At 62.1% G+C, this 26,635-nt stretch carries 21 protein-coding genes and 1 tRNA gene; 12 read left to right on the top strand and 10 right to left on the bottom strand.

Annotated elements, in window-relative coordinates:
* Position 1 precedes the first annotated feature (1 nt).
* Positions 2-1,261 carry a TadA family conjugal transfer-associated ATPase gene (locus ACRCJM_RS05570; protein ID WP_431464127.1) on the bottom strand — a complete coding sequence of 420 codons (1,260 nt, stop codon included), beginning with the start codon at positions 1,259-1,261 and terminating at the stop codon, positions 2-4.
* A 112-nt stretch (positions 1,262-1,373) separates the two neighbouring features.
* On the opposite strand from ACRCJM_RS05570, the gene ACRCJM_RS05565 reads away from it, so the two are divergent.
* Positions 1,374-3,143, top strand: a complete 1,770-nt coding sequence (locus ACRCJM_RS05565) for a bifunctional 3'-5' exonuclease/DNA polymerase (RefSeq protein ID WP_431464126.1) — start codon at positions 1,374-1,376, stop codon at positions 3,141-3,143.
* A gap of 1 nt (position 3,144) precedes the next feature.
* Here the strand turns inward: ACRCJM_RS05565 and ACRCJM_RS05560 are convergent, their stop codons facing one another.
* Both ACRCJM_RS05560 and nth read right to left on the bottom strand, forming a co-directional pair.
* Positions 3,145-3,888 (bottom strand): NUDIX hydrolase, encoded by a 744-nt coding sequence (locus ACRCJM_RS05560; protein ID WP_431464125.1) that lies wholly within the window; start codon positions 3,886-3,888, stop codon positions 3,145-3,147.
* A gap of 7 nt (positions 3,889-3,895) precedes the next feature.
* Complete coding sequence (gene nth / locus ACRCJM_RS05555; RefSeq protein ID WP_431464124.1) at positions 3,896-4,798, bottom strand: endonuclease III; 903 nt, start codon at positions 4,796-4,798, stop codon at positions 3,896-3,898.
* Positions 4,799-4,976: 178 nt separating this feature from the next.
* Between nth and acs the strand changes: the two genes are divergently transcribed.
* The 3 genes from acs (at position 4,977) to ACRCJM_RS05540 (ending at position 8,954) form a co-directional block, all read left to right on the top strand.
* Positions 4,977-6,914, top strand: coding sequence for an acetate--CoA ligase (gene acs, locus ACRCJM_RS05550; protein ID WP_431464123.1), 1,938 nt, complete (start codon positions 4,977-4,979; stop codon positions 6,912-6,914).
* 291 nt (positions 6,915-7,205) lie between these two features.
* Positions 7,206-7,661 carry a type II 3-dehydroquinate dehydratase gene (gene aroQ, locus ACRCJM_RS05545; protein ID WP_431464122.1) on the top strand — a complete coding sequence of 152 codons (456 nt, stop codon included), beginning with the start codon at positions 7,206-7,208 and terminating at the stop codon, positions 7,659-7,661.
* A gap of 9 nt (positions 7,662-7,670) precedes the next feature.
* Positions 7,671-8,954, top strand: a complete 1,284-nt coding sequence (locus tag ACRCJM_RS05540) for an APC family permease (protein ID WP_431464121.1) — start codon at positions 7,671-7,673, stop codon at positions 8,952-8,954.
* On the opposite strand, the gene ACRCJM_RS05535 is transcribed toward ACRCJM_RS05540, so the two are convergent.
* The gene (locus ACRCJM_RS05535; protein ID WP_431464120.1) at positions 8,951-10,123 is read right to left on the bottom strand and encodes a MarP family serine protease; all 1,173 of its coding nucleotides are present in this window, start codon (positions 10,121-10,123) and stop codon (positions 8,951-8,953) included. The genes ACRCJM_RS05540 and ACRCJM_RS05535 overlap by 4 nt on opposite strands.
* A 374-nt stretch (positions 10,124-10,497) precedes the next feature.
* Here ACRCJM_RS05535 and ACRCJM_RS05530 point away from each other — a divergent pair, with 374 nt between their 5' ends.
* On the top strand, positions 10,498-11,175 hold the full coding sequence (locus ACRCJM_RS05530; RefSeq protein WP_083091991.1) for a Crp/Fnr family transcriptional regulator: 678 nt from the start codon (positions 10,498-10,500) through the stop codon (positions 11,173-11,175).
* Positions 11,176-11,283: 108 nt separating this feature from the next.
* Here the strand turns inward: ACRCJM_RS05530 and ACRCJM_RS05525 are convergent, their stop codons facing one another.
* From ACRCJM_RS05525 to ACRCJM_RS05510, 4 genes are all read right to left on the bottom strand, one after another.
* Positions 11,284-12,345, bottom strand: coding sequence for a hypothetical protein (locus ACRCJM_RS05525; protein ID WP_431464119.1), 1,062 nt, complete (start codon positions 12,343-12,345; stop codon positions 11,284-11,286).
* A 2-nt stretch (positions 12,346-12,347) separates the two neighbouring features.
* Positions 12,348-13,304: an NUDIX hydrolase gene (locus ACRCJM_RS05520; RefSeq protein ID WP_431464118.1), complete on the bottom strand. Its 957-nt coding sequence runs from the start codon at positions 13,302-13,304 to the stop codon at positions 12,348-12,350.
* Positions 13,297-13,773, bottom strand: a complete 477-nt coding sequence (locus ACRCJM_RS05515; RefSeq protein ID WP_431464117.1) for a RidA family protein — start codon at positions 13,771-13,773, stop codon at positions 13,297-13,299. Before ACRCJM_RS05515 ends, ACRCJM_RS05520 begins: the two co-directional genes overlap by 8 nt.
* An 89-nt stretch (positions 13,774-13,862) precedes the next feature.
* Positions 13,863-14,069 (bottom strand): DUF4177 domain-containing protein, encoded by a 207-nt coding sequence (locus ACRCJM_RS05510; protein WP_185174154.1) that lies wholly within the window; start codon positions 14,067-14,069, stop codon positions 13,863-13,865.
* Between the two features lie 121 nt (positions 14,070-14,190).
* Here ACRCJM_RS05510 and ACRCJM_RS05505 point away from each other — a divergent pair, with 121 nt between their 5' ends.
* The 6 genes from ACRCJM_RS05505 (at position 14,191) to ACRCJM_RS05480 (ending at position 21,865) form a co-directional block, all read left to right on the top strand.
* Positions 14,191-16,320 (top strand): transglycosylase domain-containing protein, encoded by a 2,130-nt coding sequence (locus ACRCJM_RS05505; RefSeq protein WP_431464116.1) that lies wholly within the window; start codon positions 14,191-14,193, stop codon positions 16,318-16,320.
* A 32-nt stretch (positions 16,321-16,352) separates the two neighbouring features.
* A complete protein-coding gene (locus tag ACRCJM_RS05500; protein ID WP_409348804.1) occupies positions 16,353-17,282 on the top strand; it encodes a metallophosphoesterase in 930 nt (309 codons plus the stop codon).
* 43 nt (positions 17,283-17,325) lie between these two features.
* A complete protein-coding gene (locus ACRCJM_RS05495; protein ID WP_431464115.1) occupies positions 17,326-19,191 on the top strand; it encodes an ABC transporter ATP-binding protein in 1,866 nt (621 codons plus the stop codon).
* Positions 19,192-19,258: 67 nt separating this feature from the next.
* On the top strand, positions 19,259-21,016 hold the full coding sequence (locus tag ACRCJM_RS05490) for an ABC transporter ATP-binding protein (RefSeq protein ID WP_431464145.1): 1,758 nt from the start codon (positions 19,259-19,261) through the stop codon (positions 21,014-21,016).
* Positions 21,017-21,082: 66 nt separating this feature from the next.
* Positions 21,083-21,159, top strand: a tRNA-Pro gene (locus ACRCJM_RS05485).
* Between the two features lie 145 nt (positions 21,160-21,304).
* Positions 21,305-21,865 (top strand): NADPH-dependent FMN reductase, encoded by a 561-nt coding sequence (locus ACRCJM_RS05480; protein WP_431464114.1) that lies wholly within the window; start codon positions 21,305-21,307, stop codon positions 21,863-21,865.
* A gap of 88 nt (positions 21,866-21,953) precedes the next feature.
* Here ACRCJM_RS05480 and ACRCJM_RS05475 read toward each other — a convergent pair whose 3' ends face one another.
* Positions 21,954-24,107, bottom strand: a complete 2,154-nt coding sequence (locus ACRCJM_RS05475; protein ID WP_431464113.1) for an MMPL family transporter — start codon at positions 24,105-24,107, stop codon at positions 21,954-21,956.
* 9 nt (positions 24,108-24,116) lie between these two features.
* Positions 24,117-25,130 carry an acyltransferase family protein gene (locus tag ACRCJM_RS05470; RefSeq protein WP_431464112.1) on the bottom strand — a complete coding sequence of 338 codons (1,014 nt, stop codon included), beginning with the start codon at positions 25,128-25,130 and terminating at the stop codon, positions 24,117-24,119.
* A gap of 112 nt (positions 25,131-25,242) precedes the next feature.
* Between ACRCJM_RS05470 and ACRCJM_RS05465 the strand changes: the two genes are divergently transcribed.
* Complete coding sequence (locus tag ACRCJM_RS05465) at positions 25,243-26,604, top strand: cation:proton antiporter (protein ID WP_431464111.1); 1,362 nt, start codon at positions 25,243-25,245, stop codon at positions 26,602-26,604.
* Positions 26,605-26,635: the final 31 nt, after the last annotated feature.

The raw sequence follows: 26,635 nt of genomic DNA, 5'->3' as shown, positions 1-26,635 counted from the left end.
CCTAACACGCTACACCCGCCTCGGTGCCCTCCCACAGTCCTGCTGCTCGGCAGAGCTCTTCACTACCGGGGTGCCAGCGCAGGTAGGTGCCCCGCCGGCGAGGTTCCACGGTGCAAATCGGCTCAACGGCAAGCTCAGGAGCCCCGGTGAGCCGGTAGACCCCGCGAACAAGCCGCTGCCCTTTCTCCCGCTCAAGGTGCACAATGTAGTCCAGAGCGGTCGCAGCTTGAAGAGCTACCGCCTGGCTACTCACCCCGGCCAGAGCCCCCATGGCGTAGAGCCGAGCCGGCACAGCCTGGGCTGAGTTGGCGTGCACGGTAGTGCCGCTACCGGCGTGACCGGTATTCATGGCAGTGAGCATATCCATAACCTCTCCACCGCGGCATTCGCCCACCACCAGCCGGTTGGGCCTCATGCGAAGGGCCTGGCGAATCAACTCGGCCAGCCCCACCTCCCCCTGCCCCTCAGCGTTAGCTGCCCGGGCTTGCAGGCTCACAGCGTGCGGGTGATCCAGATGTAGCTCAGAGGTGTCCTCCACAAGTAGCAGGCGCTCACCGGCGTCCGCCTCCTGCAGCAGGGCACCTAACAGGGTTGTTTTTCCGGTGCCGGTTCCGCCGCTGACCAGCAGGTTAGCCCGCGAACGCACCAGGTACCGCAGCACCAGTTCCAGGTCTCGCCCCAGCATGCCCCGCTCCTGGAGCTGGCGCAAGGACGGGCGCTGGGCAGGTTGCAGGCGCAGGGAGAGTAGGGTTCCAGAGCGACTCAGGGGCGGAAGCAGGGCGTGGATGCGGATGCCCTGGGCTGTCTGGACGTCTGCGGCCGGGTAGGCGTCGTCCAGGCGGCCACCGGCCGAAAGAATGAGTCGGGTGGCCAGGGCTCTGACGGCCTCGTCGTTAGGGAAAGTGATGGCAGCCCGGCGCAGGCTACCGGCAGCCTCGTACCACACATCTCGAGGGCCGTTGACGAAGATATCGGTGAGATCTGACTGAGCCAGCAGGGGTGTGAGAGGGCCCAGGTCGGTTTCGGCTGGCTCTATAGCCAGCAGGGGCAAATCCTGGGGCAGGGCGGTAGGTTCGGCAGCCGAGGCCGGTGTGGAAGGCACCGGCGCTCTAGGCTCGGCCTCGGCCTGTTCATTGGAAGCGGGCTCTCTTGTTACAGGCTCGCTGGCCAAGAGTTCACTGATCTGGGACTCGTTAGCTGGGGGCTGGGGCTCAAAGAAGCGGCGCCGCGACCGGCGCACACGCACATTAGTATCGGGCATGGCTACCTTTCGGGTAGACCCCGCGCCCGGCGTCTTTCTCCTGTTCCCCTTTATGCCACAGAAGATGTGCCCTGTCTAGCCCTGTGAACAGCCCAAACGGCATAATAGAAAGATGTACATTGTGCTTGGCCCAGCGACCTCCCCCAGCGATACGCCCCTGTGGGAGGCCATTACGCTGAACGATACCGGCTCAGGCACCCACCGCAGCTTCCCCTTCTCCAAGTTGCCTGACTTTGTACGCGCGGTTGAAGCCCAAAATCCCCACCGGGTCATCCGCTGGGCCTGGGCGGACGCGCGCGAGGTCATGCCTGTTCTACTGGCAGCTGGGGTCTCGCCGGCGTCCTGCCACGACCTGCGCCTAGCCCAACGAATCCTAGCAACCGCCGCCACCCGCGCCGCCAACCAGCTGCCCTACACCCCCACCTGCGACCTCAACCGCACCCCCGAACCCCCGCCCGGGCATCTGCCCGCCCGACGGCAAATTGAGGGGCAGACCTCCCTCTTCGACGACCTGGGCCCAGCATCGCCCGAAGCTCAAGAAAAAACCGGGCCTAGCGCGTCCGCCCTGCTCACCGAACTCCGCGCCCAGCTAGAAGCCGTCGCCGCCTGCCCAGCCCCCGCTCGGCTCTCCCTCCTACTCGCCGCAGAATCCCAGGGCGCTCTCATCGCAGCCGAAATGAAGCACCACGGCATGCCCTGGAACCGCACCATCCACGAAAAAATCCTCGAACACGCCCTCGGCCCCCGCCCCGCAGGCTACGACCGCCCCTACAAGATGGAGCGCCTCGCCGCCCGCATCCGCGAAGAACTCGGCGCCCCCAACCTCAACCCCGACTCACCCCAAGAAGTCCTCAAAGCCCTCCAAGCAGCCGGCCACTCGGTCACCTCCACCCGCAAATGGGAACTCACCGAATGGGCCAACGCCGTCCCCCATCTGCGCGAAGAACGCTGGCAGCTCGTGCGCCCCCTGCTCGACTACAAGCGCCTGGCCCGCCTCTACACGGCCAACGGCTGGAACTGGCTAGATGCCTGGGTCACGGGCAACCGCTTCCACCCCACCTACGAGGTCGGGTCAGCTGCCACCGGCCGCTGGGGCGGGCACGGCGGCGGGGCCATGCAGATCCCCAAGGACGTCCGCCCCGCCGTCCGCGACGAAGAGGGCATGATTCTCACCGTCGCTGACGCCGCCCAAATCGAACCCCGCATCCTGGCCGTCATGAGCGGTGACCGGGCCCTCGCTGTTGCTGGACGCGGCACCGACCTCTACCTGGGTATCGCCGAAATCGGCGAGCGCACCGGCAGCGTCCTCAAGGACCGCTCCCACGCCAAAATTGCTCTGCTGGCTGCCATGTACGGGGCCACCACCGGCGAAGGCGGGCAGCTCATGCCCCACCTCAAAAAACTCTTCCCCGCAGCTATCGGCCTGACCGAACGCGCTGCCGAGGTAGGTATGCGCGGCGGGCAGGTCACCACTTATCTGGGGCGCACCTCCCCTGCCCCCTCCCATGCCTGGTTCCAGGCCCAGCGCAACCAGGTCACCGCAGCCGACGAACGCGCCGCCCGCTCAGCAGCCCGCGCCCACAGCCGCTTCACCCGTAACTTCGTCATCCAGGGAACCGCCGCCGAATGGGCGGTGATTTGGATGGCCCAAATCCGCAAACGCCTGCGCACCGAACGTCGCTTCGGCAAGCGTATGCAAACCCGCCTGGTCTATTTTTTGCACGATGAAATCATGCTCTACGGCCCCGTCGGCGAAGCTGCCCGCGCTGCGGAGATTGTGCGCGAATCAGCTCAAGCTGCCGCCGAACTCATCTTCGGCCCCACCGAGGTGGAATTCCCCGTCACTGTGGTCACTACCGACGACTACTCGCAGGCTAAGTAGGCTAAGTCCCGACCTCCCGGGTGCGCTTCTTATCCCAGGGCTCTTCCCAGCCCAGCTCTTCAAAGACGCGGGAAAGCAGGTTGCCGGTGAAGCCCCAGATGGTAAACGGGGCGAAGTCGCCGGTCACCTCAAAAGCCGGGGATTTGTGCCTGGTCCGGCCGCGAGTCACCGTCATGGTCAGCCGGTTAGCCGGGTTCAGCAGGTCTGCCACCGGCACACGCACCACCAGGGTTGACTCATTCCGGTCTACTGCCTCCACCGGGGTCGGTAGGTCCCACCAGCCCAGTACGGGAGTCACCCGGTAGTTACTCACCGGCAAATCGACCGCCGGGAGCTGGCCCAGCAGGCGCACCCCCTCAGCCTGCAGGCCGGTCTCTTCCACAGCCTCCCGCAGGGCAGCTACCTGCTGGACGGTTCGGCCGGTACGGGCTGCCTCGTCGTAGTCCTCAGGGTCGATCCGCCCGCCGGGCAGGGCAGGCTGACCGGCGTGATGGCGCAGGGCATCCGACCGAACCAACACCAAGAGGTCAAGGTCCGACGCAACCGTGCCGCACCCGGTATTCTGCGCCGGAGCCTCATCAAGCACCCCCATCAGCACCAGCACAGCGGCCTCTTTAACGGTGCCCGGGTCCATCTGCCCAATCGGCCACGAATCCTCGGGACGCACAATACTCGGGGCCCGCTCCGCCAACTCCTGCAGGGCCACTAGGGCGGGGTGCTGCCCCGCTATCTCTTCCCCTGACATCTCTTCCCTAGGCACTGAGCGTCCACCCCTCTTCCCGCAGCTGACGACGGGTAGCGCCCTGCACAAAACGCAGGTGCAGGCGCTCACGCCCCGGGGCCATCTCGTACTTGAGCAGTCTCTCTGCCGCCACCGGGTCGGTTTCACCGGCACCGTAAGCCGGGCAAAGATCGGCAACGGGGCAGGCCCCGCAGGCCGGTTTTTGGGCATGGCAGATTCGGCGACCGTGGTAGACCAGGCGGTGGGAAAGCTGGGTCCAGTCCTTGGGTTCAAAGAGTTCGGCGACATCGCGCTCGACCTTAACGGGGTCTTCTTCGGTGGTGAAGCCAAAGCGGCGGGCTAGGCGGCCGAAGTGGGTATCAACGGTAATTCCCGGCTTGCCAAAGGCGTTACCCAGCACGACGAAAGCGGTCTTCCGCCCCACACCGGGGAGTTTGACGAGGTCCTCCAGGGTAGCTGGTACCTGCCCGCGGTGGTCTGCCACCAGCTGGGCTGCCAGATTCACAATCGCTTTGGCCTTGGAGCGGTAGAAGCCCAGGGGCCGCACAATGTCTTCTACGTCTTCGATTCGGGCGGACGCCAGCGCCGCCGCATCGGGGTAACGGGCGAAGAGTTCGGGGGTAGTTGCATTGACGCGCACGTCGGTGGTTTGGGCCGAAAGGACGGTAGCCACCAGGAGCTCAAAGGGGTTATCAAAGTCGAGTTCAGCCACCGCGTAGGGGTAGGTTTCCCCCAAGATACGGTTGATTTTGCGGGCGCGACGGGTCAGCGCTAGAGGGCTCTCGGGTTCGCCGCGAGCTGCCGCGCGAGCGTGCTTACGGGCGGACGCGCGCGCTTTAGGTTCGGGCACAGAGCGGGTTTCGAGCTGGGCGAGCTCATCAGGGCTAAGAGGTAGGTCTGCATTCAGGGGCATATCCCAAGCCTACCCCTGCACTCCCTTGCGGTACCGGGGGTAGCTGGTACCGGCGTCCTGATTTCGCGCAACACGAACGCTCAAATTTGTGACTAGCGCTACATGGTGCGCTAAGGTGAGAAAAAGTCCGTTTGTGGCGCACATCAATGACGCGCCCCACAGAACAGGAAGGCACACCATGACCGACACCCAGGACGTCTTCGCCCCCAGCGCCGAGTTTTCAGCCCAGGCCAACGCTCAGCCCGGCATCTACGAAGAAGCCAAAGAAAAAGGCACCGAATTTTGGGCAGAACAGGCCCGCAACCTGCTCACCTGGTACAAGCCCTTCACCGAAACCCTCGACTGGTCCAACCCGCCCTTCGCCAAGTGGTTCGCAGACGGCGAGCTCAACGCCTGCTACAACGCCGTAGACCGCCATGTCGAAGCAGGTAACGGCGACCGCACCGCCATCCTTTTTGAGGGCGAGCCCGGCGATACCAAGTCCTACACCTACGCAGAGCTCAAGGATGAGGTCTCCCGCGTAGCCAACGGCATCGAATCCCTGGGTGTTTCTAAGGGCGACCGCGTTGCTATCTACATGCCCATGATTGCCGAAGCTGTGATCGCCATGCTGGCTTGCGCCCGCATCGGCGCTGTGCACTCCGTCGTCTTCGGCGGCTTCTCAGCCGATGCCCTGCTCTCCCGCATCGAGGACGGCGAAGCCAAGCTGGTTATCACCGCCGATGGCTCCTTCCGCCGTGGCAAGCCCTCCATGCTCAAGCCCGCCGTCGACACCGCCCTGGCCAAGGGTGGCTCTTCGGTCGAAAAGGTTCTGGTCGTCAAGCGCAACGGCGAAGATATCAACTGGGTTGAGGGCCGCGACGTCTGGTGGCACGAGCTGGTTGCCGAGCAGTCCACCGAGCACGAGCCCTCCCATCAGAACGCCGAAGACCCCCTCTTCATCCTCTACACCTCCGGCACCACCGGTAAGCCCAAGGGTATTCTGCACACCACCGGCGGCTACCTCACCCAGGGCGCTTTCACCCACAAGAACATCTTCGACCTCAAGCCCGAGACCGACATCTACTGGTGCACCGCAGACGTCGGCTGGGTCACCGGCCACTCCTACGTCGCCTACGGCCCCCTGGTCAACGGCTCCACCCAGGTCATCTACGAAGGCACCCCCGATGCCCCGCACCGCGGCCGCTTCTGGGAAATCGTGCAGAAGTACGGGGTGACCATCATGTACACCTCCCCCACCGCTATCCGCACCATGATGAAGTGGGGCGAGGACATCCCCGCCCAGTACGACCTGTCCACCCTGCGTGTGCTCGGCACCGTGGGCGAAGCCATCAACCCCGAAGCCTGGCGCTGGTTCCACCGCGTCATCGGCGGCGGCAAGTGCCCCATCGTCGATACCTGGTGGCAGACCGAGACCGGCGCGATCATGGTCTCCCAGCTGCCCGGCATCACCGCAGCCAAGCCCGGCAGCGCCCAGCAGCCCATCCCCGGCATCACCATCGACGTGGTGGACGACCTGGGCGAGTCCCTGCCCAACGGGCAGTCCGGCTTCCTGACCATCCGCGAGCCCTGGCCCTCCATGCTCCGCACTATCTGGGGCGACGACGACCGCTTCGTCGACACTTACTGGTCCCGCTTCGAGAAGATGTACTTCGCCGGTGACGGCGCCAAGCGCGACGCCGACGGCGACCTCTGGGTTCTGGGCCGCGTGGACGACGTCATGAACGTCTCCGGCCACCGCCTCTCCACCCCCGAAATCGAGTCCGCCCTGGTCTCCCACCCCGCGGTCGCCGAGGCAGCGGTTGTTGGTGCAGCCGACGAAACCACCGGCCAGGCCGTCATGGCCTTCGTCATCCTCAACGACGAAGCCAAGGCAGCAGGGCACAACGAGACCGAGCTGGCAGAGCAGATTCGTGCTCACGTGGGCGTCGAAATCTCCCCGATTGCCAAGCCCAAGCGCGTGCTGATTGTGGATGATCTGCCCAAGACCCGCTCCGGCAAGATCATGCGCCGCCTGCTCAAGGACGTCGCCGAAGACCGCCCGGTCGGCGACACCACCACCCTGGCAGACCCCACCGTCATGGAAGCTATCGAGGCTAACTTTAAGAAGGGTTAGCAGCGCGATATAACAGGATGAGGCTTATTCATTAGGGTAGGTGGAGCAGGCTCACAGCGAAGCTGCTGGCTCGGCGGCTGGCGTGAATCGCCTTGTGAGCGAAGCGAACCAGGCGAGAGGGTCGGCAGCGAGCGTGAGCCTGCGGAACCCCCTTATGAATAAGCCTCTATATGAGGCACGCATGCCCCACATCAGTTGAGGCCAGTGTTTTTGATTAGATGCCCGCTCCATTCTGCTCCATCTATGGCAGCAAGCTGGAGGCGGGCGTTTTCGTGTGAAAAACTAGAAGCTATGGCAACATCACAGACTGCACCACGACTCATTTCCGTCATCAACGGCCCCAACCTCAACCTGCTCGGCGTGCGCAAACCCGAGATTTACGGGCGTACCACCCTGACCGACATCGAAGCCACCCTCCGCGCCCAGGCCGCCGAGCTGGGCTATGAGATTACCTTCATGCAGTCCAACCACGAGGGCGACCTCATCGATGCAATCCAGGCAGCCCGTACCGCGTCCGCCGGTATCATCATCAACCCGGCCGCCTACACCCACACCTCTGTGGCCCTGCACGACGCCCTCGAAGCGGCCGAGCTGCCCGTTGTCGAAGTGCATCTCTCTAACGTGCACAAGCGGGAGCCCTTCCGCCACCACTCCTACGTCTCACCCCAGGCGACCGCCGTGATTGCCGGTGCAGGCGCTCAGGGCTACGAGCTGGCGCTCTCCTTCCTAGCCCACCATCTGGGCTAGTTCGGCACGATGGCTACCCAACCTCGGGCGCAGCTGACCCTCACCGACGCCGTCTACATCGGTGCCGGGTCCATGATTGGGGCTGGCCTCTTTGCCGCCTTCGCGCCGGCAGCGGCAGCAGCTGGGAACTGGCTGTTGCTCTCCCTAGCCCTAGCTGCCTTTCTCGCCTTCGCTAATGCCACCTCTTCGGCCCAGCTGGCTGCCCAGCACCCCGAATCAGGCGGCACCTACATCTACGGCAGCCGTCAGCTCGGCCATATCTGGGGCTTTGCAGCGGGGTGGTGCTTCGTCATCGGTAAAACAGCCAGCTGCGCCGCTATGGCTATGACCTTTGCCGCTTATCTGGCACCGGGCTATGAAAAGCTCCTGGCTATCGCCGCAGTTGCCGCCCTCACCGCCGTCAACTACAGGGGCATCACCCGTACCGCAGCCCTCACTAAAATCCTGGTCACTCTGGTGCTCCTAGCCCTGGCCGTCTTTTTCGGTGCGGTTCTCCTCGGGGTAGCTCCGGACCCCGCAGCGATTACTGCCAGCGCAGGGAGCGGGGCGGGAGCGTCCGCCGCACCCACTAGCCCGGCGGCAACTATCTACGGGGTCATGCAGGGCGCTGGCCTGCTCTTCTTTGCCTTCGCCGGCTACGCCCGTATTGCCACCATGGGGTCAGAGGTCAAAGACCCCGCCCGCATCATTCCGCGGGCTATCATCATTACCCTGACGCTGGTGGGCACCCTGTACCTGCTAGTTGCCCTCGCGCTCATCCACCAGCTAGGTTATGCGGGTCTAGCGGGAACCTCCGCCCCGCTGGCTGCAGCGGTAGGGTCGTCCGCACCCCTGAGCGCCCTCATGGGTATCGCGGCTTCCATCGGTGCACTCGGGACATTACTGGCCCTCATCACCGGCATCGGCCGCACAGGTCACGCCATGGCTACCCACCGCGACCTGCCCGCCTACTTTGCGCACCTGCACCCGGTCTACGGGGTACCCTACCGGCTAGAAATCACCGTAGCGGTGGCCGTGACCGCCCTGATTCTGTTCTTTGATGTGCGCAGCGCTATCGGCTTTTCGTCCTTCGGCGTGCTGCTCTACTACTGCGTGGCGAACCTGGCAGCCTTCACGCAAACCGTCCCCTACCGCCGCTACCCGCGCACCCTGCAGGTTGCCGGGGCAGCGGGCTGCTGCCTGGTGGTGGGGACGTTGCCGCCCGCCTCTATCGCAGGCGGGCTACTTCTGCTGGGGGTGGGGCTAGCGGTTTATCTTCTGTACGCCCGCCCCACCCAGGCCGCGAAGCCCTAGTTAGGTACACACTGGCCGGTTGCAACCGCTGAGGACGAGGCGTTTACCTGAGTTAGAGCCTCAATAATCTGCGAGGCCGGAACAGCGTATCCGGTCTGGCTCTGGGTCGACTTAGCAAAGACCATAGCCATGACCTGCCCGTCCTCGGTGAGCACGGGGCCGCCGGAGTTACCCTGCTGGACCTGGGCAGCTAGCTGGTAGACCAGGCGGGAGGGGTTGGTTTCCCCGGTCTGCGCGTTGATGGTTTGGGTATAGCCGAGCCCCTGGACAATCGCTGCCCGGCTGGCGAAGGGGCCGCCGCCCGGGTAGCCCATAAAGGCAACTTCAGTATCTGAAGCGACCTCGGCTTCGTTCAGGGTCAGGGGGGCTAGGGCCAGGTCGGGAGCACTGATAATCGCGATATCGCGTTCAGTATCGTAGTAGACCACATCGCCCGTTGCAGCCTGACCGTCGCGGCTCAGCAGGGTAGGGGTGCTCACGCCCGCAACCACGTGCGCGTTGGTCACCACGAGACCACCGTCCACCACGAAACCCGAACCCTCAGATGTGTAATTACAAGCCTGGGCTGCACCCACAACCTGCACCACCGACCAGCCAGCTTCTTCCAGCGCAGCTGTTTCAAGGGTGCCGAGCGGAGCGGACTGCTCGGGGTAAAGCAGCTGAGAAATCTCGGGCAGACCGGTGGCCTGCACAATCTGGCCCCGAACCTCGGTTACTTTTTCCTGCACGGACGCCGGGGTCACCTGCATCATCCAGGTCACCACCTTAGATTCCGCGGTGAGGGCAGTAACCGCTGGGATACCCAGGGGGCGGACGACCAGCACCACGGTCACGATGACCAGCGAGGCCAGCACCATATTGAGCAGGCCACCGGCAAGGCGCTCTAGACCGCGCAGGGGCGTACGATCGCTTGCCCTGCGGATTGCACTGCCCAGGGTCATACCCAGGGTCTGCCCCAGCACCAGGCAGGCGAGCACTGTACCCAGTCCGGCAAGAAGGTACCAGCGCGAATTGACCTGGTTGATTACCCAGGGGGTGGCGTAGATAGCGGCAACTGCGCCCAGCACGAAACCTACAAAGGTACCAAGGGTGACAAAGAGGCCCTGCCGTACACCGGCTAAAAAGTAGAGGGCAATAATAGCGATAATGACCCAGTCAAGTACGGTCATGACTCTCCATTCAACGGGGAAGGCTGAGCAGGCCGGGTTCCGGCACCTATCGCTACAGCAAGACACACCGCAGCAGATAGTGCAGCCCCTGTCGATGTTCAGCCCTCACAGGAATACCACAGCCTACACGCCCAACCTGAAAAAATAGGCGGAAACTCAGGAAAAATTCTCGGTGAAGGAACTAAGCTCTAGGCGCTTTGGGTATCGAAAGCACCAAATATCCTGTAGGCTCGTAATAGTTGAATAAGTCACAGATAAAAGTGCTGTGTGATGAACTAGGCAAAGACTATGCTTAGAAGTCTGCCCATCCTGTACGTACAGGGCACCGCACTCGAATCGCCCTTTAGATCCATTATCAGGAGTAAAAGAGAACCATGGATATTGAAGTACTACGCCGTGCTCCGCTGTTCGCTTCACTCGACGACGAAGCCTTTGCAGCACTGACCGAAGACATCACCGAAGTCGACCTTTCACGCGGCGCTACCCTCTTCTACGAAGGTGACCAGGGCGACCAGCTCTACTTCGTCATCTCAGGCAAGATGAAGCTGGGTCGCACCGCTTCCGATGGCCGTGAGAACCTGGTAGCTATCATGGGCCCCGGCGAAATCTTCGGCGAAATGGCCCTGTTTGACCCCTCACCCCGCTCAACCAGCGCAACCGCTGTCTCTGAGACCCGCCTGGCCGGTGTCAAGCACGAGTCCCTGCGTAAGGCCATGGAGAAGTCCCCCAACATCTCCGCCCAGGTTCTGCAGGCTCTGGCCCGCCGCCTGCGCCGCACCAACGAGAACCTGGCTGACCTGGTCTTCTCAGACGTTCCCGGTCGCGTTGCCAAGGCCCTGCTTGACCTGGCTGACCGTTTCGGTCGCCCCGCCACCGACGGTGTGCTAGTTGCCCACGAACTGACCCAGGAAGAGCTGGCCCAGCTGGTGGGTGCTTCCCGCGAAACCGTGAACAAGGCCCTGGCCGAGTTCGTTTCCCGCGGCTGGATCCGCCTGGAGGCTCGCGCTGTGGTCATCCTTGATCTGCAGCGTCTGCGCCAGCGCTCCCGCTAAGGTAGGGCGGGCGTCCTGCCTGCTCTCAATACTTTAAAACCGGGTGGTCAGCTCTAGCTGACCACCCGGTTTTTTGCACCTACCCCGGGCAGAGGCGGACGCCGGTGGTTAGCGGGTCTGCCAGGTGAGGCCGTCGGATGAGGTGATGAGGGTGGTGCTATTTGAGGGAACCCAGGCCGGATAGCCAACTTCAAGGGTGTAGGTTCCGTTAGTGTAGTGGGCCTCTAACAGGTAGGAGGCGGCTGGGTCTAGCTCGTGGGTAGTCCAGGTGAGCCCGTTATCTGCGCTGGTCAGCAGTGTGGCCCCTTCGGCACGGGCTTGGCAGTAGACCAGAACGGTCTCACTGAGGCGCTGGTGACCGCAGAGCTCTAGGGATTTGGCTCCAACCGTAGAGATTTTTCCGCCCATAAGCCAGTGACCCTGGTCTGTGTAGGTTGCGGCGTAGATGTCGTTGCTGTTGGCCAGAACCAGGCCGAAGGTTCCGCTCTCGTCGATGTCGGTGACGTTTTCAGCCTCAACCGGGGTAAGCGGATCGGGAGTGTAGGGCTGGTCGGTGGGCTCGGGGACGGACGTGGGGGCCTCCTCGAGCACCTGGACGTCGCCCAGGTTGCCCGGTGGGGTTGAGGCACCCCCGGAGTCCTTACTGTTGGGCCAACAGTCATAGGTTCCCTCAAGGTCCCGGGCAAAGATGAGGTTGACCTGTTGTGCCTCCCTGCAATGGTCACGGTCTAGCCATACGGGGAACTGGTAGTAGGTTTTCCCCTCATCTTCATAGCGGATCCAACCGGTGCTGAAGACCAGACCAATGAAGAAGCTAAAAGTCATTATCAGGGCAAGAGCACTTACCAGCAAGAGCAGAAGACCTTGAGCGAACCAGGTAGTTAGCAAGACCAGGGTGCTGCTTCTAGCTCCATCTGGCTGGGGGATTTTTCCCAGGCTCTTAAGGATATAGGCGGTGCCACACACCAGTAATGTAAGGGCCGCCAGGTAAGAGAGCCCCAGGCAGACCAAGCCTAGCCCTGGGATAAGTTGTAGCCCCAAGGCGCCCAGTCCCAAACGGCCACCGATAATAGCCACCAGTAGCAGACAAGCCCCCAGGGTCGTCCATCTGGTAAGTCTCTGTGAGGACGAGATGGGTACTGGGCTGGGGGCCTGATGCTTGAGGGGCACGACTAAACCTTTTTCTCCTGCACCGCCAGGTAGCAAGTGCCGGCGGCGTCCTGCTTAACCTCGGGCAGGTAGAGGGAAACCTGGCGTCGCTTAGCCAGGAAGGCAACCGCCCCAGAGGCCGCAGCGAGCTGTTCCAGCAGGTACATGACGCCGGGGGTCACCAGCTCCTGGAAGGGCACCCCGATGGTGTCGTCCTGCCCAATTTCGTTACCGAGTTCCACGCTCATGGGGTGGGCAATCAACTCACGCACGCTGACCCAGCGCCCCCAGATACCCTTCCCGGCGAGCAGGGAGGGGTTCTGCCCCACCGGCACCGCGCAGGTGAAATAGTGAATGTCGTAGCGCTTGTGGAAGAAGCCCGGTGACTGCCAGCGGGCTAGGGGCTTGAGCAGGTCGGCACGGATTTTAAGACCGCGGCGTTCCAGGTAGTCAGCAAAGGTTTTATCCTGCTGAGCTACAGCAAGACGTGAGGCCATACACTCGTGCCCGCTAGTGAGCTCAATAGTCGAGAGCTCACCGCTGCCGGCTAAGAGCACGCCGGTCTCTTCAAAGAGCTCACGCACCGCGGTAACTACGGCAGCGTTAGCTGCCCCCAGGTCGTCCTCGCTGAAGGCCTTGGCCCAGTATTCACCGCTGGGGCCCACCCAGCCGATGGGGGCGGCGTCCTCGGGCACGCCCAGGCCGCCGGGGAAGGCAACCCGGCCCATAGGGGATTTCACCCGGTAGGTCATAAAGGTTTCAGGCCCCGAAGCGCCGTCGCGCACAAAAACGACCGCGGCTGCGGGCTTGGCCGCACGCGGTGTACAGTCCCCCTCATCGAGCCAGGTGCGGGCGGAATCCTGCTGGCTTGACGGGATGGGGTGGGTTTTGGGGGCCGGAGCCGCCGCCGAGACATAGGGGGCGGACGCCGGCGGCGGCACCCGCTTGAGGGCGCCGGTATACATGGGTTGGCTAGGCATATTCCACGATGATGTCAACTTCTACCGGGGAGTCCAGCGGTAGTACCGGCACGCCAACGGCTGAGCGGGCGTGCACGCCTGCCTCGCCAAAGACCTCTCCCAGAAGCAGGGAGGCCCCGTTGATGACGGCGGGCTGGCCGGTGAAGGAGGGGTCTGATGAGACGAAGCCGACCACCTTGACCACGCGGGTGACGCGGTCAAGATCGCCGATGACGGACTTGACGGCAGCCAGGGCGTTCAGGGCTGAGAGGCTAGCCAGTTTCTGCGCGGTTTCGGGGTCTACAAAGCCTTCGGCGCCGGAATCTGAGACCTTGCCGGTGGCGGGCAGCTCGCCCTTAACGAAAGGCAGCTGGCCCGAGGTGTAGACGTAGTTACCGCTGGTGACGGCAGGAACGTAGGCAGCTACCGGGGCTGCCAGCTCGGGCAGGTCATAGCCAAGTTCTTTGAGGCGGTCTTCAATCTTTGACACGGTATACCTTCTTGAAAAGCAATATTTCTAGGGGCCAAAAACCGGGCTCGTGGCTATGGTCAGCCTGAACCCGGTTCTGGTGTGAGTATTTAGTTACTAGCCTTCTTGCGCTTGAAGTAGGCGATCGGATTGCCCTGAGTGGGAGCAACCATGTTTCCGGCGGGGGTGGCGCCGCTGGGGGCGGGGGCACCGGGGAGCACGGTAACGAGCTCCCAGCCGTCTTCACCCCAGTTGTCGAGGATCTGCTTGGTTGCGTGAATCATCAGGGGCACTGTTGCGTATTCCCATTTTTCCATAGCACCAAGCCTAGACTACCGGGGCTAAAAAGACGACTCTTACACCTCTCACAGGTTTTTCTTGGGTGGCTGTGACATGCGCGCCGGTGCGTTTTTCGCCCTGAGCCGATAAACTGATGCAATGGCTTCTTCAAAGAATGTGCGAAAGAGGCGCCGTAGCTCCGGCGACCTTGTTCAGTTTATTGCGCTGAGCATCATTGCCGGTTTTATTGCGGCGCTGATTATGGTGCCCCCTACAACGGCACTGAGTGCATCTATTAATGCATCGATGAACTGGTTTAAGAGTCTGCCCGCGACCCTCAGCGACGGCCCACGTTCGCAGCCGTCTGTTATCTACGCGAATGACGGTAAAACCGAGCTTGCCTCCTACTACGCTCAGAACCGCACCGATGTGGCGCTGGATGACATCTCCCAGCACATGAAGGATGCAATTCTTTCGTCTGAAGACCGTAACTTCTACGATCACGGCGCGGTTTCCCCCATGGGTATTGCCCGCGCCTTGGTCAACAATGTCATTAACCCCGAAGCTCGTCAGGGTGCTTCTACTCTGACCCAGCAGTACGTCAATAACCTTCTGATTGATGCCGCTGAGCAGGCAGGCACCGAGGCAAGTACCCTGGGTGCTAATAAGGACTACCTTGATAAGATCAAGGAAATTAAGCTGGCCATCTCGATGGAGCAGAATCTCTCCAAGGACCAGATTCTTGAGGGCTACCTCAACATCATCAACCTGGGCGGTTCCAACTACGGTGTAGAGGCCGCAGCCTACTACTATTGGGGCATTTCAGCATCAGAGCTCAGCATCTCCCAATCGGCGATTCTGGCAGGCATGGTGGTTTCACCTAACGTCTACCGCCCCGATGTTAACCCCGAACTGTCCAAGGAACGTCGCGATGTAGTTCTGGGCACCATGCTCCGCGACGGCAAGATTACCGAGGACGAATACTCGGACGCCCTCAACGAAGAGATTACTCTCGACATTCACACCACCCCCATGGGCTGCTCCACCGCCGGCGACTTTGCGCATTTCTGTAGGTACGCAATATTTGATTTCCTGAGTGATGAGACCTTCGGTGCCACCGAAGAGGACCGTGAAAATGCCCTCTACCGCGGCGGCTACAAGATCATTACCACCATTGACCCTGACGCCCAGAAGGACGCCAAGACCCAGGTTGAAGCCACTCAGCCTTCCACCAACAACCCCGACCGTGTCAGTGCCTCTCTCGTTTCAGTTGCTCCCGGCACCGGCAAGATTATTGCCATGGCCCAGAACTCCGGCTACGGCCCCTCTGATACAAGCGACTTTGCGGATAACTACTTCAACTTCAACGTGAGTGTCTCCCACGGTGGTACAGCAGGCTTCCAGCCCGGTTCAACCTTCAAGGCCGTGATTCTGGCCCAGTGGATTAAGGACGGCAAGGGCGTCAACGCCACCATTGATGGCACTTCCCTCAGCTACCCCAAGAGCTTCCAGTGGCCTGCTAAATGCGAGGAGGGCGGCTTCGTTACCTCCGAAGACGCTGATGGCTACGTCTTCACCAACTCTGAAGGCGGCAGCCAGAGCTGGGGTACCGTGGCCTACGGCCTGAAGAACTCCATTAACTCCTACTCCATTAAGATGGCGTCGGTGACCGATGCCTGTGCCCTCAACGACCTACGGGCCAAGCTCCGCATCACCGACGGTAACGGGGCAGACCCCTATTCCATCACCCGCCCCGCCTACCTGCTGGGTGGTTGGCCCCATGGTACCACCCCGCTGATTATGGCTTCGGCCTACGCCACTTTTGCCAGCGGCGGCACCTACTGCGAGCCTGTTTCGCTGGAGAAGGTCAGTAAGGGCGATACCGAGGTCAAGACCTATGAGTCCACCTGTGAGCGCGTACTTGAAGAGGACGTTGCCAACGGCGTGAACTACGTACTCAAGCAGGTTCTGGTGGACGGCTCGGGTTACCAGCGCGGTATTGGCCTGACCGATGCGTCCGCCGCTAAAACCGGTACCACCGATAACTCTGCCCAGACCTGGACCGTAGGGTACACGCGCGGCCTTTCCACCGCATCATGGGTGGGCAGCATGGAAAACACCTCTCGCCCTCTCAACGGCCTTTCCATCAACGGTAGAGTTCTGGACTACGTGGACGGTGCCACCTACGCAGCTGCCCAGTGGCAGAAGTTCATGCAGGCCCAGGCTAAGAACTACAACACCGATAAGTTCGATACCCCCTCGAACACGGTTCTTGGTACTAACCAGTAAGGACTCCCTTGAATTCTCAGAATTCTCGTGGCGTGGCGGCTTCAGCTGGCACCCTGGCTCAGACCCTTTCAGGGGTTCTGGCAGCGGGTGCCGTAGCTGGGGCCGCCACGGCCGCTTATGCCCACTTTATTGAGCTCAATAACTTCCAGGTGCGCCGGGAAACCCTGCCGATTCTGCCGGCAGGTAGCCCCGATTTTAAGATTCTGCATATCTCGGATATGCATATGATTCCGGGGCAGGCCCAGAAAACCGCCTTTATGCATTCTCTAGCCGAGCTAGAGCCTGACCTGGTCATCAATACCGGCGATAACCTCTCCCATCTCGATGGCCTTCCCGCCCTACTAGAGGCCCTGGACCCCCTGCTGGATTTCCCGGGTGTCTATGTGCCCGGCTCTAACTGCTACTTTGCCCCGGTGCCCAAAAACCCGGCCCGCTACCTCTGGAAGAAGAACACCGGGGACGAGGCCAACGACCAAACCCGCGCGGTACTCCCCACCCAGGTAATGCACGATGCCTTCGATGCCCGCGGCTGGGTAGGGCTGATTAACCGCTATGAGACGCTCACCCTCGGAGGGCTGCGCCTAGAATTCTCCGGGGTGGACGACCCCCACCTGGAGTACGACCGCCACCCCGGTTTCTCCCCCACAGCTTTCAGCGCGGAGCCGGGCCCGAGCGTCCGCCTGGGTGTCTGCCACGCCCCCTACCTGCGCACCCTGGACCGGTTTGCGGACGACGGCGCCCAGGCTATCTTCGCGGGCCACACCCACGGTGGGCAGGTGTGCCTCCCGGGTGGGCGGGCCCTAGTGTCCAACTGTGACCTACCCCCGGCCCGGGCTAAGGGCCTCTCCTACCAGGGGGACGTACCTGTGCAGGTAACGGCTGGCCTGGGCACCTCACGCTATGCCCAGGTGCGACTCTTCTGCCCACCCGAGGCTGTACTGGTGACGCTGACGGCCCGGTAACCTATCTGGTTTTTGCAGGAATGCAAATGTAAGATAGATTACTATGGCTTCTCGACTACTGCGCGTCTCCCCCATACCCACGCCTCCCCCTGTGCCCTACGGTGCCCGCACAGAGCAGGACATCACCCTCTGGCAGTACTCCCGTCCTATTCGCGCGCGCTGGGTCTGCGGGCTTTTCGTAGCACTCACCGCAGCCATTATCGCTATCTCCATCCCCCAGGTGCTGGGCTGGATTGTCGATGCCATGCTGACCGACCAGCCCACCGTAGGAGCGGTCTGGGCAGGCGGCGCCCTGGTCTTTGCGCTGGGTCTAGCCCAATCTGCCCTTTTCTTCCTGCGTAGGCAGCTGGTTATTGAACCCGCCAGCACGGTAGAAAACACCATGCGCATCGACCTCTTCGACCGTCTACTGCGCTCCCCCGTGGCCTTCCACGACCGCTGGCCCTCGGGCCAACTCCTGACCCGTGCCATGAGTGATTTGGGCACTATCCGCCGCTGGACCGCCTTCGGCCTGATCCAAATCATTACCGTAGCCGTCCAGGTAACCGTCGGTAGTTTCTACATGTTTACCGGCTCCTGGCAGCTGGGGCTGGTCTTCCTGGCCAGCATGCCGCTGACCCTCTTCTGCGTCTGGCGGTTTGTACTGACCTTCCGCACCCTGACCCGCAAGGCCCAAGAACGTACCGGTGACCTGGCAACAACCGTCGAAGAATCGGTGCAGGGCTTACGCGTGCTCAAGGCGCTAGGGCGAGGCCCGCATGCCCTGGCCGGGTTCCGCCAAGAAGCCCAAGAACTACTAGACCTTGAAGTTGCGCGAGGCCGGGCCATGGGGCGGGTCCGTATGCAGACCACCCTCATTAGCGGAGCCTCCCTCTGCCTGGCTCTCCTCTGGGGCCTGCACCTGGTCAGTACGGACGTCATGACCGTCGGTGCCCTCACCAGCTATTTCGCAACCGCCACCATCCTGTTTACCCAGGTGGAGCGCTCGGGCATGCTGATTTCCATGTATCTGGCATCGAGTGTTTCGATGGACCGCCACCGCCAGGTCATGGTGGGCGAGGCCGGTGAAGATATCGACATTCTGCCTGCCCACCGCGAGCGCCCCGAAGCGGCAGCTGCCCGCCTCGATTTTAAGGACGTCACCTTCAGCTACGGGGAGCAGGAGCAGCAGGTGCTCACCGGCTTTACTCTTCAGGTGCACCCGGGGGAGATTATTGCCCTGGTCGGTTCGACCGGGTCGGGTAAGTCTACTGTGCTTCAGCTGGTGCAGAGGCTCTATGAGCCGACCGCGGGCAGCATCAGCCTGAACGGTCGCGATATCGCCGCCCTTCCCCTGCCTGAACTGCGTTCCCAGGTGGCAATTGCCTTTGAAGACCCCCTGCTGTTTTCGGCGAGCGTGCGCGATAACGTCCTGCTGGGTCTAGACCGCAGCGAACTCACCCTGGCTGAGGAAGAAGCCATTCTGACCCGCGCCCTGACCGTGGCTGCCGCTGACTATGTGTACCAGCTCCCTGAGGGAATCGATACCGTCATCGGTGAAGAAGGTATGAGCCTATCTGGTGGCCAGCGCCAGCGTCTCTCGCTAGCGCGCGCTATCGCCGCGAGCCCGGCCGTCCTCCTGCTCGATGATCCGCTCTCTGCCCTCGATGTGACGACCGAAGAAAAGGTGGTGGGCCTACTCAAACAGGAGCTGACCGAAACCACCACCCTGCTCACCGCCCACCGGCCCTCCACAGTGGCCCTGGCCGACAGGGTTGTGCTCTTGCAGCAGGGGCAGGTGGCAGCGGTGGGCACCCATACAGAGCTTCTGGACGACCCTGTCTACCGCGATCTCATGAGCACTGACACCACTCTGCCTACCGCAGGGCAGGACGCCGGGGCTCCGGCCCACGAGAGCGAGGAGGGCTAGCACCGTGGCAGCACACAAGATTTCCGATGCCGAAGACAGGATCACCCTCAGCCGCGAAGAGGCCAAGATGGTACGGCAGCGCTCGGTTGCCCTTCTGCTTGATGTCCTACGGCCGGTGCGGGGTCATTTACTCTTCACTCTCTTCCTGGTCATTCTGGCAACCGCCCTGACCACCGCCATGCCCTGGCTGATTTCCACGGCCATTAACGATGCCCTGGAGCCTCTTCTCGCCGGGGACAGCAGCTACGCCATCACCCTAGCTGCCCTCTACGTAGCGGCTGCTTTGATCGCGGGCTTAGCCACCTACACCAACATTCTGCTCACCTATAAGATTTCCCAGAAAGTGCTTTTCGACCTGCGCCAGCGCATGTTTGAGCACGCCCAGAAACTGTCTGTGGGCTTTCATGACACCTACACCTCAGGTCGGGTCATTTCCCGCCTGACCAGCGACCTCGATACGATTCGCCAGTTCCTTGACTCCGGTCTCTCCGAGCTAGCAGCCATGCTGCTCTCTATCTCTTTTACCGTGGTTGCTCTTTGCCTGATGGACTGGCGGGCAGGCCTGGCCTTGCTGGTCATGATGCTGCCCGTCGCCTGGCTCACCGCCTGGTTCCGCCGCGAATCTGAGCTGGCCTACCGAGCCCAGCGGGTGGCGTCCGCCCGCATCATCTCCCGCTTTGCCGAGACCTTCACCGGCCTACGCGCCGTCAAGGCCTTCCGCGCCGAGGCAAGCTCGCGCGCAGCCTACGCGGACGCCGCCGAGGACTACCGGGTGCGCGTCATGCAGTCCATCAAGGTGCACGGCACCTACATGCCAGCCCTTCAGGCCCTGGGCAACACCTTTGTTGCCATTGTGCTCGTCATCGGCGGCTACTCCATTTTGGGCGGGTCCATGCAGGCAGGCACCCTGCTAGCCCTGGTCATCTACGCCAACCGGGTCTTTGAACCTATCTTCATGCTCTCGGACTACTACAACATGTTCCAGTCGGCTGTCTCGGCTCTGGAAAAGGTGTCGGGTTTCCTCGCCGAAGAGCCCGAGGTAGCCGAGCCCGAGCGTCCGGCCCGCCGAACCGCTCCCGCAAGCGGCCACCTGGTCTTTGACGAGGTTGAGTTTGAGTACGTCGAAGGACGCCCCACCCTGCACCGTCTGAATCTCGACATCCCTGCCGGGCAGCGCCTAGCCCTGGTGGGCGAAACCGGCGCCGGTAAATCAACCATCGCCAAACTCATTGCCCGCTTCTACGATGTCACCCACGGGCAGCTCACCCTCGACGGGGTAGACCTGCGGGACCTCTCCGATGAGCAACTGCGACGAGAGGTCGTCATGGTCACCCAGGAGGCCTATCTCTTCAAGGGCACCGTGGCTGACAACATCCGCCTGGGCAACCCCGCCGCCAGCGACGAAGAGGTCTTTGAGGCAGCCCGAAAGGTCGGGGCTTACGACTTCATCATGAGCCTGCCCCAGGGCTTTGGCACCAACCTGTCAAAGCGTGGCGGGCGGGTTTCTGCCGGGCAGCGTCAGCTCATCTCTTTTGCCCGCGCTTTCCTGGCCGACCCGGCCGTCCTGATTCTCGATGAAGCTACCGCCTCTCTCGACATTCCCACCGAAAAACTGGTTCAGCGGGGTCTGGAGTCCCTGCTGGCCGGGCGCACCTCCGTGGTAATTGCCCACCGCCTCTCGACGGTGCTTACCGCCGACCGGGTGCTGGTGGTGTCGGACGGGCGCGTGGTGGAGGACGGCTCCCCCGCCGCCCTGGTCGAGGCCGGCGGACGCTTTGCCGCCATGGCCCGGGCCTGGGAAGAGAACAACAGCACCGAGGGCTAGAAACCCGGTGATTTGGCAGGCTTAAGACCGCCGCGCTATACTTGAGAGGTTGTTATACGCAACAATCGGGATGTGGCGCAGCTTGGTAGCGCGCGTCGTTCGGGACGACGAGGCCGCAGGTTCAAATCCTGTCATCCCGACCAAGCATAACCGCCCCTGGATCTAGCCGGGGGCGGTTTTTTGTTGCCCGCTTTTACCCCCCATAGGGTCACACAGCGTCATAATACTTGCATTGTAAAGTTTATTGGGTGTAAGCTGAAGAAAAATGCAGAAGTGAAAGGACGACCCGTGTCACAGAAAATTCTCGTTATCTCCGGCTCAGACCGCGACGGTTCCTTCAACACCCAGCTCGCCGAGCAGCTCGTAGAAGCCCTAGAAAATGAGGGCCAGCGCGCTGAGGTCTACGATTTCTCGGCAGTTCCCCTGCTCAGCCAGAACTCCGAGTTCCCGGCCCCGGCCTCCGTCGAAAAGCTACGCGCCGATATTGCTAATGCGGCCGGCCTGATTCTGGTCTCCCCCGAATACAACGGCTCCTACCCTGCCCGCCTAAAGAACCTGATTGACTGGGCTCCACGCGCCGTCATCGCGGGCGATAACACCACCCCCACCGTACTGAACGGCAAGAAGGTCGGCGTTGCCTCGGTCGCCAACTCAACCTACGGTAAGTTCGTGCGCGAGCACCTGCGTAGCCTGGTCCCCTACGTTCGAGCCGACCTGATGGAGGGCGAGGGCCTAGGCGTCCGCATCCCCGGTGAGGCCTGGGGCACCGGCAAGCTAGAACTGGACGAAGAGCAGCAGAAGAACGTTGATCAGTTCGTTGCTGACTACCTGAAGTTCCTGGCCGACTAATCACCTGAACTCAAAAAATTGGGGCCTCCCTGGCACACAGGGAGGCCCTTTTGCATGGGTTTCAGCAGTTCGGCTCAGCGAGCTAGATTCAGCGGGAGAGCTTCGAGGGCCACCAGATTTTCTTGCCGATATCTTCCACGAGGGCGGGTATCAGCAGGGCTCGCACTACGGTGGCGTCGAGCAGCACGCCGAAGGCCACAATGAAGGCAAGCTGGGCCAGGAAAATCAGCGGGATGACGCCCAGGGCGGCGAAGGTTGCCGCAAGCACGATACCGGCTGAGGTAATCACGCCACCCGTTGCAATCAGTGCCGTTCGTAGGCCCTGTTCGGTCCCCTGATGCAGGGCTTCTTCTCGTACACGGGTCATCAAGAAGATGGTGTAGTCGATCCCCAGAGCGACCAGGAAGACAAACCCGTAGAGGGGCACGGTGGGGTCAGCCCCGGGGAAGTTGAACACATGGTTGAAGACCAGGGCCGAAACGCCCAGGGCAGTGAGGTACGACAGCACCGTGGCAGCCACCAGCATCAGCGGGGCCAGAATTGAGCGCAGCAGAACCATCAGAATCAGGGCGATAACAACAAGCACCACCGGGATGATGAGGGTACGGTCGCGCTGGGCGCTATCGATGGTATCGAGGGCGGACGCGGTCGTCCCGCCAACCAGCGAGCCGGGAGCTGCGCTGGCAAGGCTCTCGCGCATCTGGCGCACGGTCTCTTCTGCCTGCGGTGAGTCGGCGGGGTCAGCCAGGGTCACCTGGAGCATGACTCGGCCGTCCACCTCGGTGGGAGTAACAGCGGCAAAAACCGGCGGCACGGACTCAGCAGAAGCACCCACCGGCACAGTACCAGCGGGTGACTCCTGGGCGACCGCTGCAATGGAGCTCACCCCGTCGAGCCCGTCAAGGGCAGCCACCGCAGCGTCTTGCTCGGCAGCAGGCACAATCACGTTTGCCGGGGAGCCTGAGCCACCGGGGAAGTGTTCAGCTAGCACATTCTGGCCGTCCCGTGCCTGGGACTGCCCCAGCACCAGGTCAGATTGGCGCACCCCGTTGGCCTGGAAAGTCGCAGAAAAGCCGGCGAAGATAGCCAGCACCAGAGCCGTGACCAGCCAGACTGCGCGGGGCTTGCCCGACACGAAAGCCGCAATTTTTGCCCAGAAGCCGGCTGAGGCGTCCTTAACCTCAGCGGAATAGCGGGGGCGGGCAGGCCAGAAGGCTACCCTGCCCAGCAGAGCTAGGACGGCGGGCAGGAAGGTCAGCGAGGCCAGCATGGATAGCACAATGCCGGTAGCCGCCACAGGCCCCAGGGCCTTGTTCGACGACAGCTCAGAGAGTAGCAGGCACAGCAGACCCGCAATCACCGTGCCGCCGGAGGCCAGAATCGGTTCGAGGGAGCCGCGCCAGGCAGCGCGGGTTGCCTCCCAGCGGGAGGTGTACTGGGTCAGCGCCTCACGGTAGCGAGCTACATAGAGCAGGGAGTAGTCGGTGGCAGCGCCCACCACCAGAATCAGCAGAATACCCTGCACCTGGCCGTTGATCATGACCCAGCCTGCATTGGCCATGTGCCAGATAACGAAGATAGCGCCAGAGAGAGCAACCATGGAGCTCAACAGCACGATGATGGGCAGCAGGGGTGAGCGGTAGACCACCAGCAGAATCACGAAGACCACAATCAGGGCAACTGCCAGCAGGATGCCGTCGATACCGCCAAATGCCTCAACCAGGTCGGCCGAGAAGCCAGCCGGGCCGGTCACGTAGCCGGTGAGGCCGTCGGGAGCCTGGGTTATCTCGGCGCGGATTCCATCAACGACATCTCGGGTCTCATCGGCGGTGGAGATGGGCAGAATGAGCTCCGCTGCCCGACCGTCCTCTGAGTAAATGACGGGCGAGCTTTCACCGGTGAAAGTGCCGGACGCCGCCAGCTGGCCGGTGAGCCCCTCTAGGTAGGTGCGGTGGGCATCGGTGAGGGAACCGTCAGCTTCAAAGACAAGAATCGCGGGCACCGCGTCGGTGCCCAGAAAGTCGCCCTGCTGCTCTACCACCTGGGTGGATTCAGCGGAGGCGGGCAGAAAGTCAGTCTGGGAGTTGGTTGAGACCTCGGAGATTTTTCCGAAGTAGGGCCCGCCAATACCCGCCACAGCGAGCCAGGTAAGGGTCAATAGGACGGCAAGAGCAACCCGCACCCAGGTGCGTGAAGAGGACCCGGCCTTGATAGAGCCGGTTTCCGAAGAAGAAGTATGCATACTGAGAGTCTAGCCCCTGCCAGAGATCCAGGCTAAGGGGGTCTCAAGCGGGCCGCGCCGCAAGAAGGTCTGACCGAGCAGGCGCTGCCAGACCCAGGCAAAGAGCAGGGCACCCAGAATCAGGCCGAACATCATGGCCCAGGAGTTATCAGAGGCAGGCAGGCCGTAGGTCGGAGCATAGGTGGAATAGAGAGCCAGCACAGCTATCTGGAGCACGTAGAGGGAGAGGGTCATGCGCCCAGCCGCTACCGGCACCCCGGCCAGGTGTTCGCGTCCTGCCACCGCCCGCGCCAGCAGGCAGCACCAGCCAACGGTCGCTAGGCAGGCTGCCAGGCTAAAAGCAATTTCTAGGCGGCTTGAGGTATAGGGAACGAACTCAGCCACAGCAAAGCGGGAGTACCAGAAGAGGGCACCGGTTGCCAGGCTACCTAACAGGGCCAGAGCCACATCGCCCCACACGCCCCAGCGCTCAATCAGGGAAGCAATCACAGCCCCCACGCAGGCGTAGGTGAGCAGGGTGAAGACCTGATAGTTATGGCCGGTGAACATCCACTCGTAGAGGTAGGCAGCATAGCTACCGTCCAAAGACGCCTGGATAGCATGGGGTTGAAAGTAGGTACGAGCGGACGCCGCAAACCACCAGGTGCCCACGGCCAGAGCCGCTAGAGCCCAGGAGGGCAGGAAGACCAGGGGAGCCATGAGCAAACTCAAAAGACCTAGATATTCCAAGACAATATCGACCTGGGCACCCCAGGTACCGATGTAGAGACCCACAGCAACTAACACGATAGCCCGCACAACCGATGAGGCAAAGAGGGCCGGAAAGCTCATTCTTTGAGACGAGAAGAAGGCGCCTGCGCCCAGCAGGAAAGCAAAGAGCGGGGCGGTGAGGAATTCGCTGAGGTTGAGCACACCGCCGGGGCCGCCGCCGGGGGCTCCGTGGGCAATAAACATACTGATCAGGGCAGCACAACGGGCCAAATCAATACCGATAACGCGGCCAGCGGCCTTTAGGTCGGTCACGCAACACTCCTCACTCCATACCTGCTTTAGCCTAACACTGCCCAGCTCCCTGCACAGGGCACCTAAGGCATGGCACACTAGAGGGGTTGCTTCCCACCTGACGAAAGCTACTATGAGCACTTCCCCTACCGATGCCGTCCTGCTGGCCGCTGGCTCGTCAGCAACCAGTGAATATATTTCTATCTTCTGGATAGCCGCCGCGGCCCTACTGGCGCCGCTGGCCTCCGCCCTGGTGCAGAAGAAAATTCCAGACGTTGTCTTCCTGCTGATCTTCGGTGTGCTGATCGGGCCTGAAGTGCTGGGCTTTGCTAGCACCGACGGCGGGGTTGCCCTGGTGAAGGATCTGGGGCTGGGTCTGCTCTTTTTGCTCGCCGGATACGAGATTAATACCGGTGCCCTGCGCGGACGCCAGGGGGCTTTTGCTGCGGGGTCCTGGCTGGTGAGCTTCACCCTGGGCCTGCTTCTGGCCATGGGCCTCTCTCAGTTTTCGGGCTCTTTCTCTACCTACGCCGTCATTGGTATTGCTCTGAGTTCTACTGCCCTGGGCACACTCCTACCCCTGCTCAAGAGCCACGGAAAATCAGGCACAAAGGTGGGCGACGGGGTGATGGTGCACGGGGCTATCGGTGAGCTCTTCCCCATCTTCGCCATGTCACTACTGCTCTCATCGCATGCCCCCTGGGTAGCGGTCATGATTCTGCTAGCTTTTATGGTGATCGCGGTGATTTCAGCGATTGTGCCCCACCGCCTCTTTGAGCACATTCCTGGCCTGCGCCGCACGATGGCAGCTGAAGCTAATACCACCAGCCAGACTATGCTCCGCCTGGCCATGTTCCTGCTGGCCACCCTCATGATGGTTGCCGCGGTCTTTGAGCTCGATGTGGTGCTGGGGGCCTTTGCCGCCGGTATCATCCTGCGCTCTCTCACCCCCGAGGGCGCCTTTGAGCCCTTCTCTAAGCGCCTTGAGGCCCTTGGATTCTCCTTCCTTATTCCCCTCTTCTTTGTCAGCTCAGGTATGGGTATTAAGGTCTCGGTGGTCTGGGAGCAACCGCTTCTGCTCGCTGGGATTGTGCTCGGTATTCTGCTGGTGCGTGGCCTGCCCGTGGTAGCTGCCGAGCACTTCTTCGACACCGGCTCAGCGCTGACCACCACCCAGGAGAAGCTGCAGCTGGGGCTCTACTCGGCGGCAGGTCTGCCCATTATTGTGGCGGTGACCGAGGTTGCTTTAGCGAATGACCTGCTCAGCGAACAGCACGCCTCCCTGCTGGTTGCAGGTGGGGCGCTGACCATCCTGCTCTTTCCCCTCTGGGCTTCGGCCCTTGGGGCGGTGGGGCGCAAGGACGCCGGTAGCAGCTCAGGTGACAATGGTGGCTCAAGCTCGCGGCAGCGTCGTAGCGCTAAGAAGCTAGAACGGGCCGCCGCGGTGCGGGCGGCAACTGGCGCTATTCCCGTCATCAAGCGTCCAAATTCCTAGCATTGCCCTCACGCTGCTACTGCCCACCGAT

Origin of the sequence: Rothia sp. L_38, assembly GCF_050689125.1 — a bacterium.
Classification (GTDB): Bacteria; Actinomycetota; Actinomycetes; order Actinomycetales; family Micrococcaceae; genus Rothia.
This window is presented reverse-complemented; position numbering and strand designations above follow the sequence as displayed.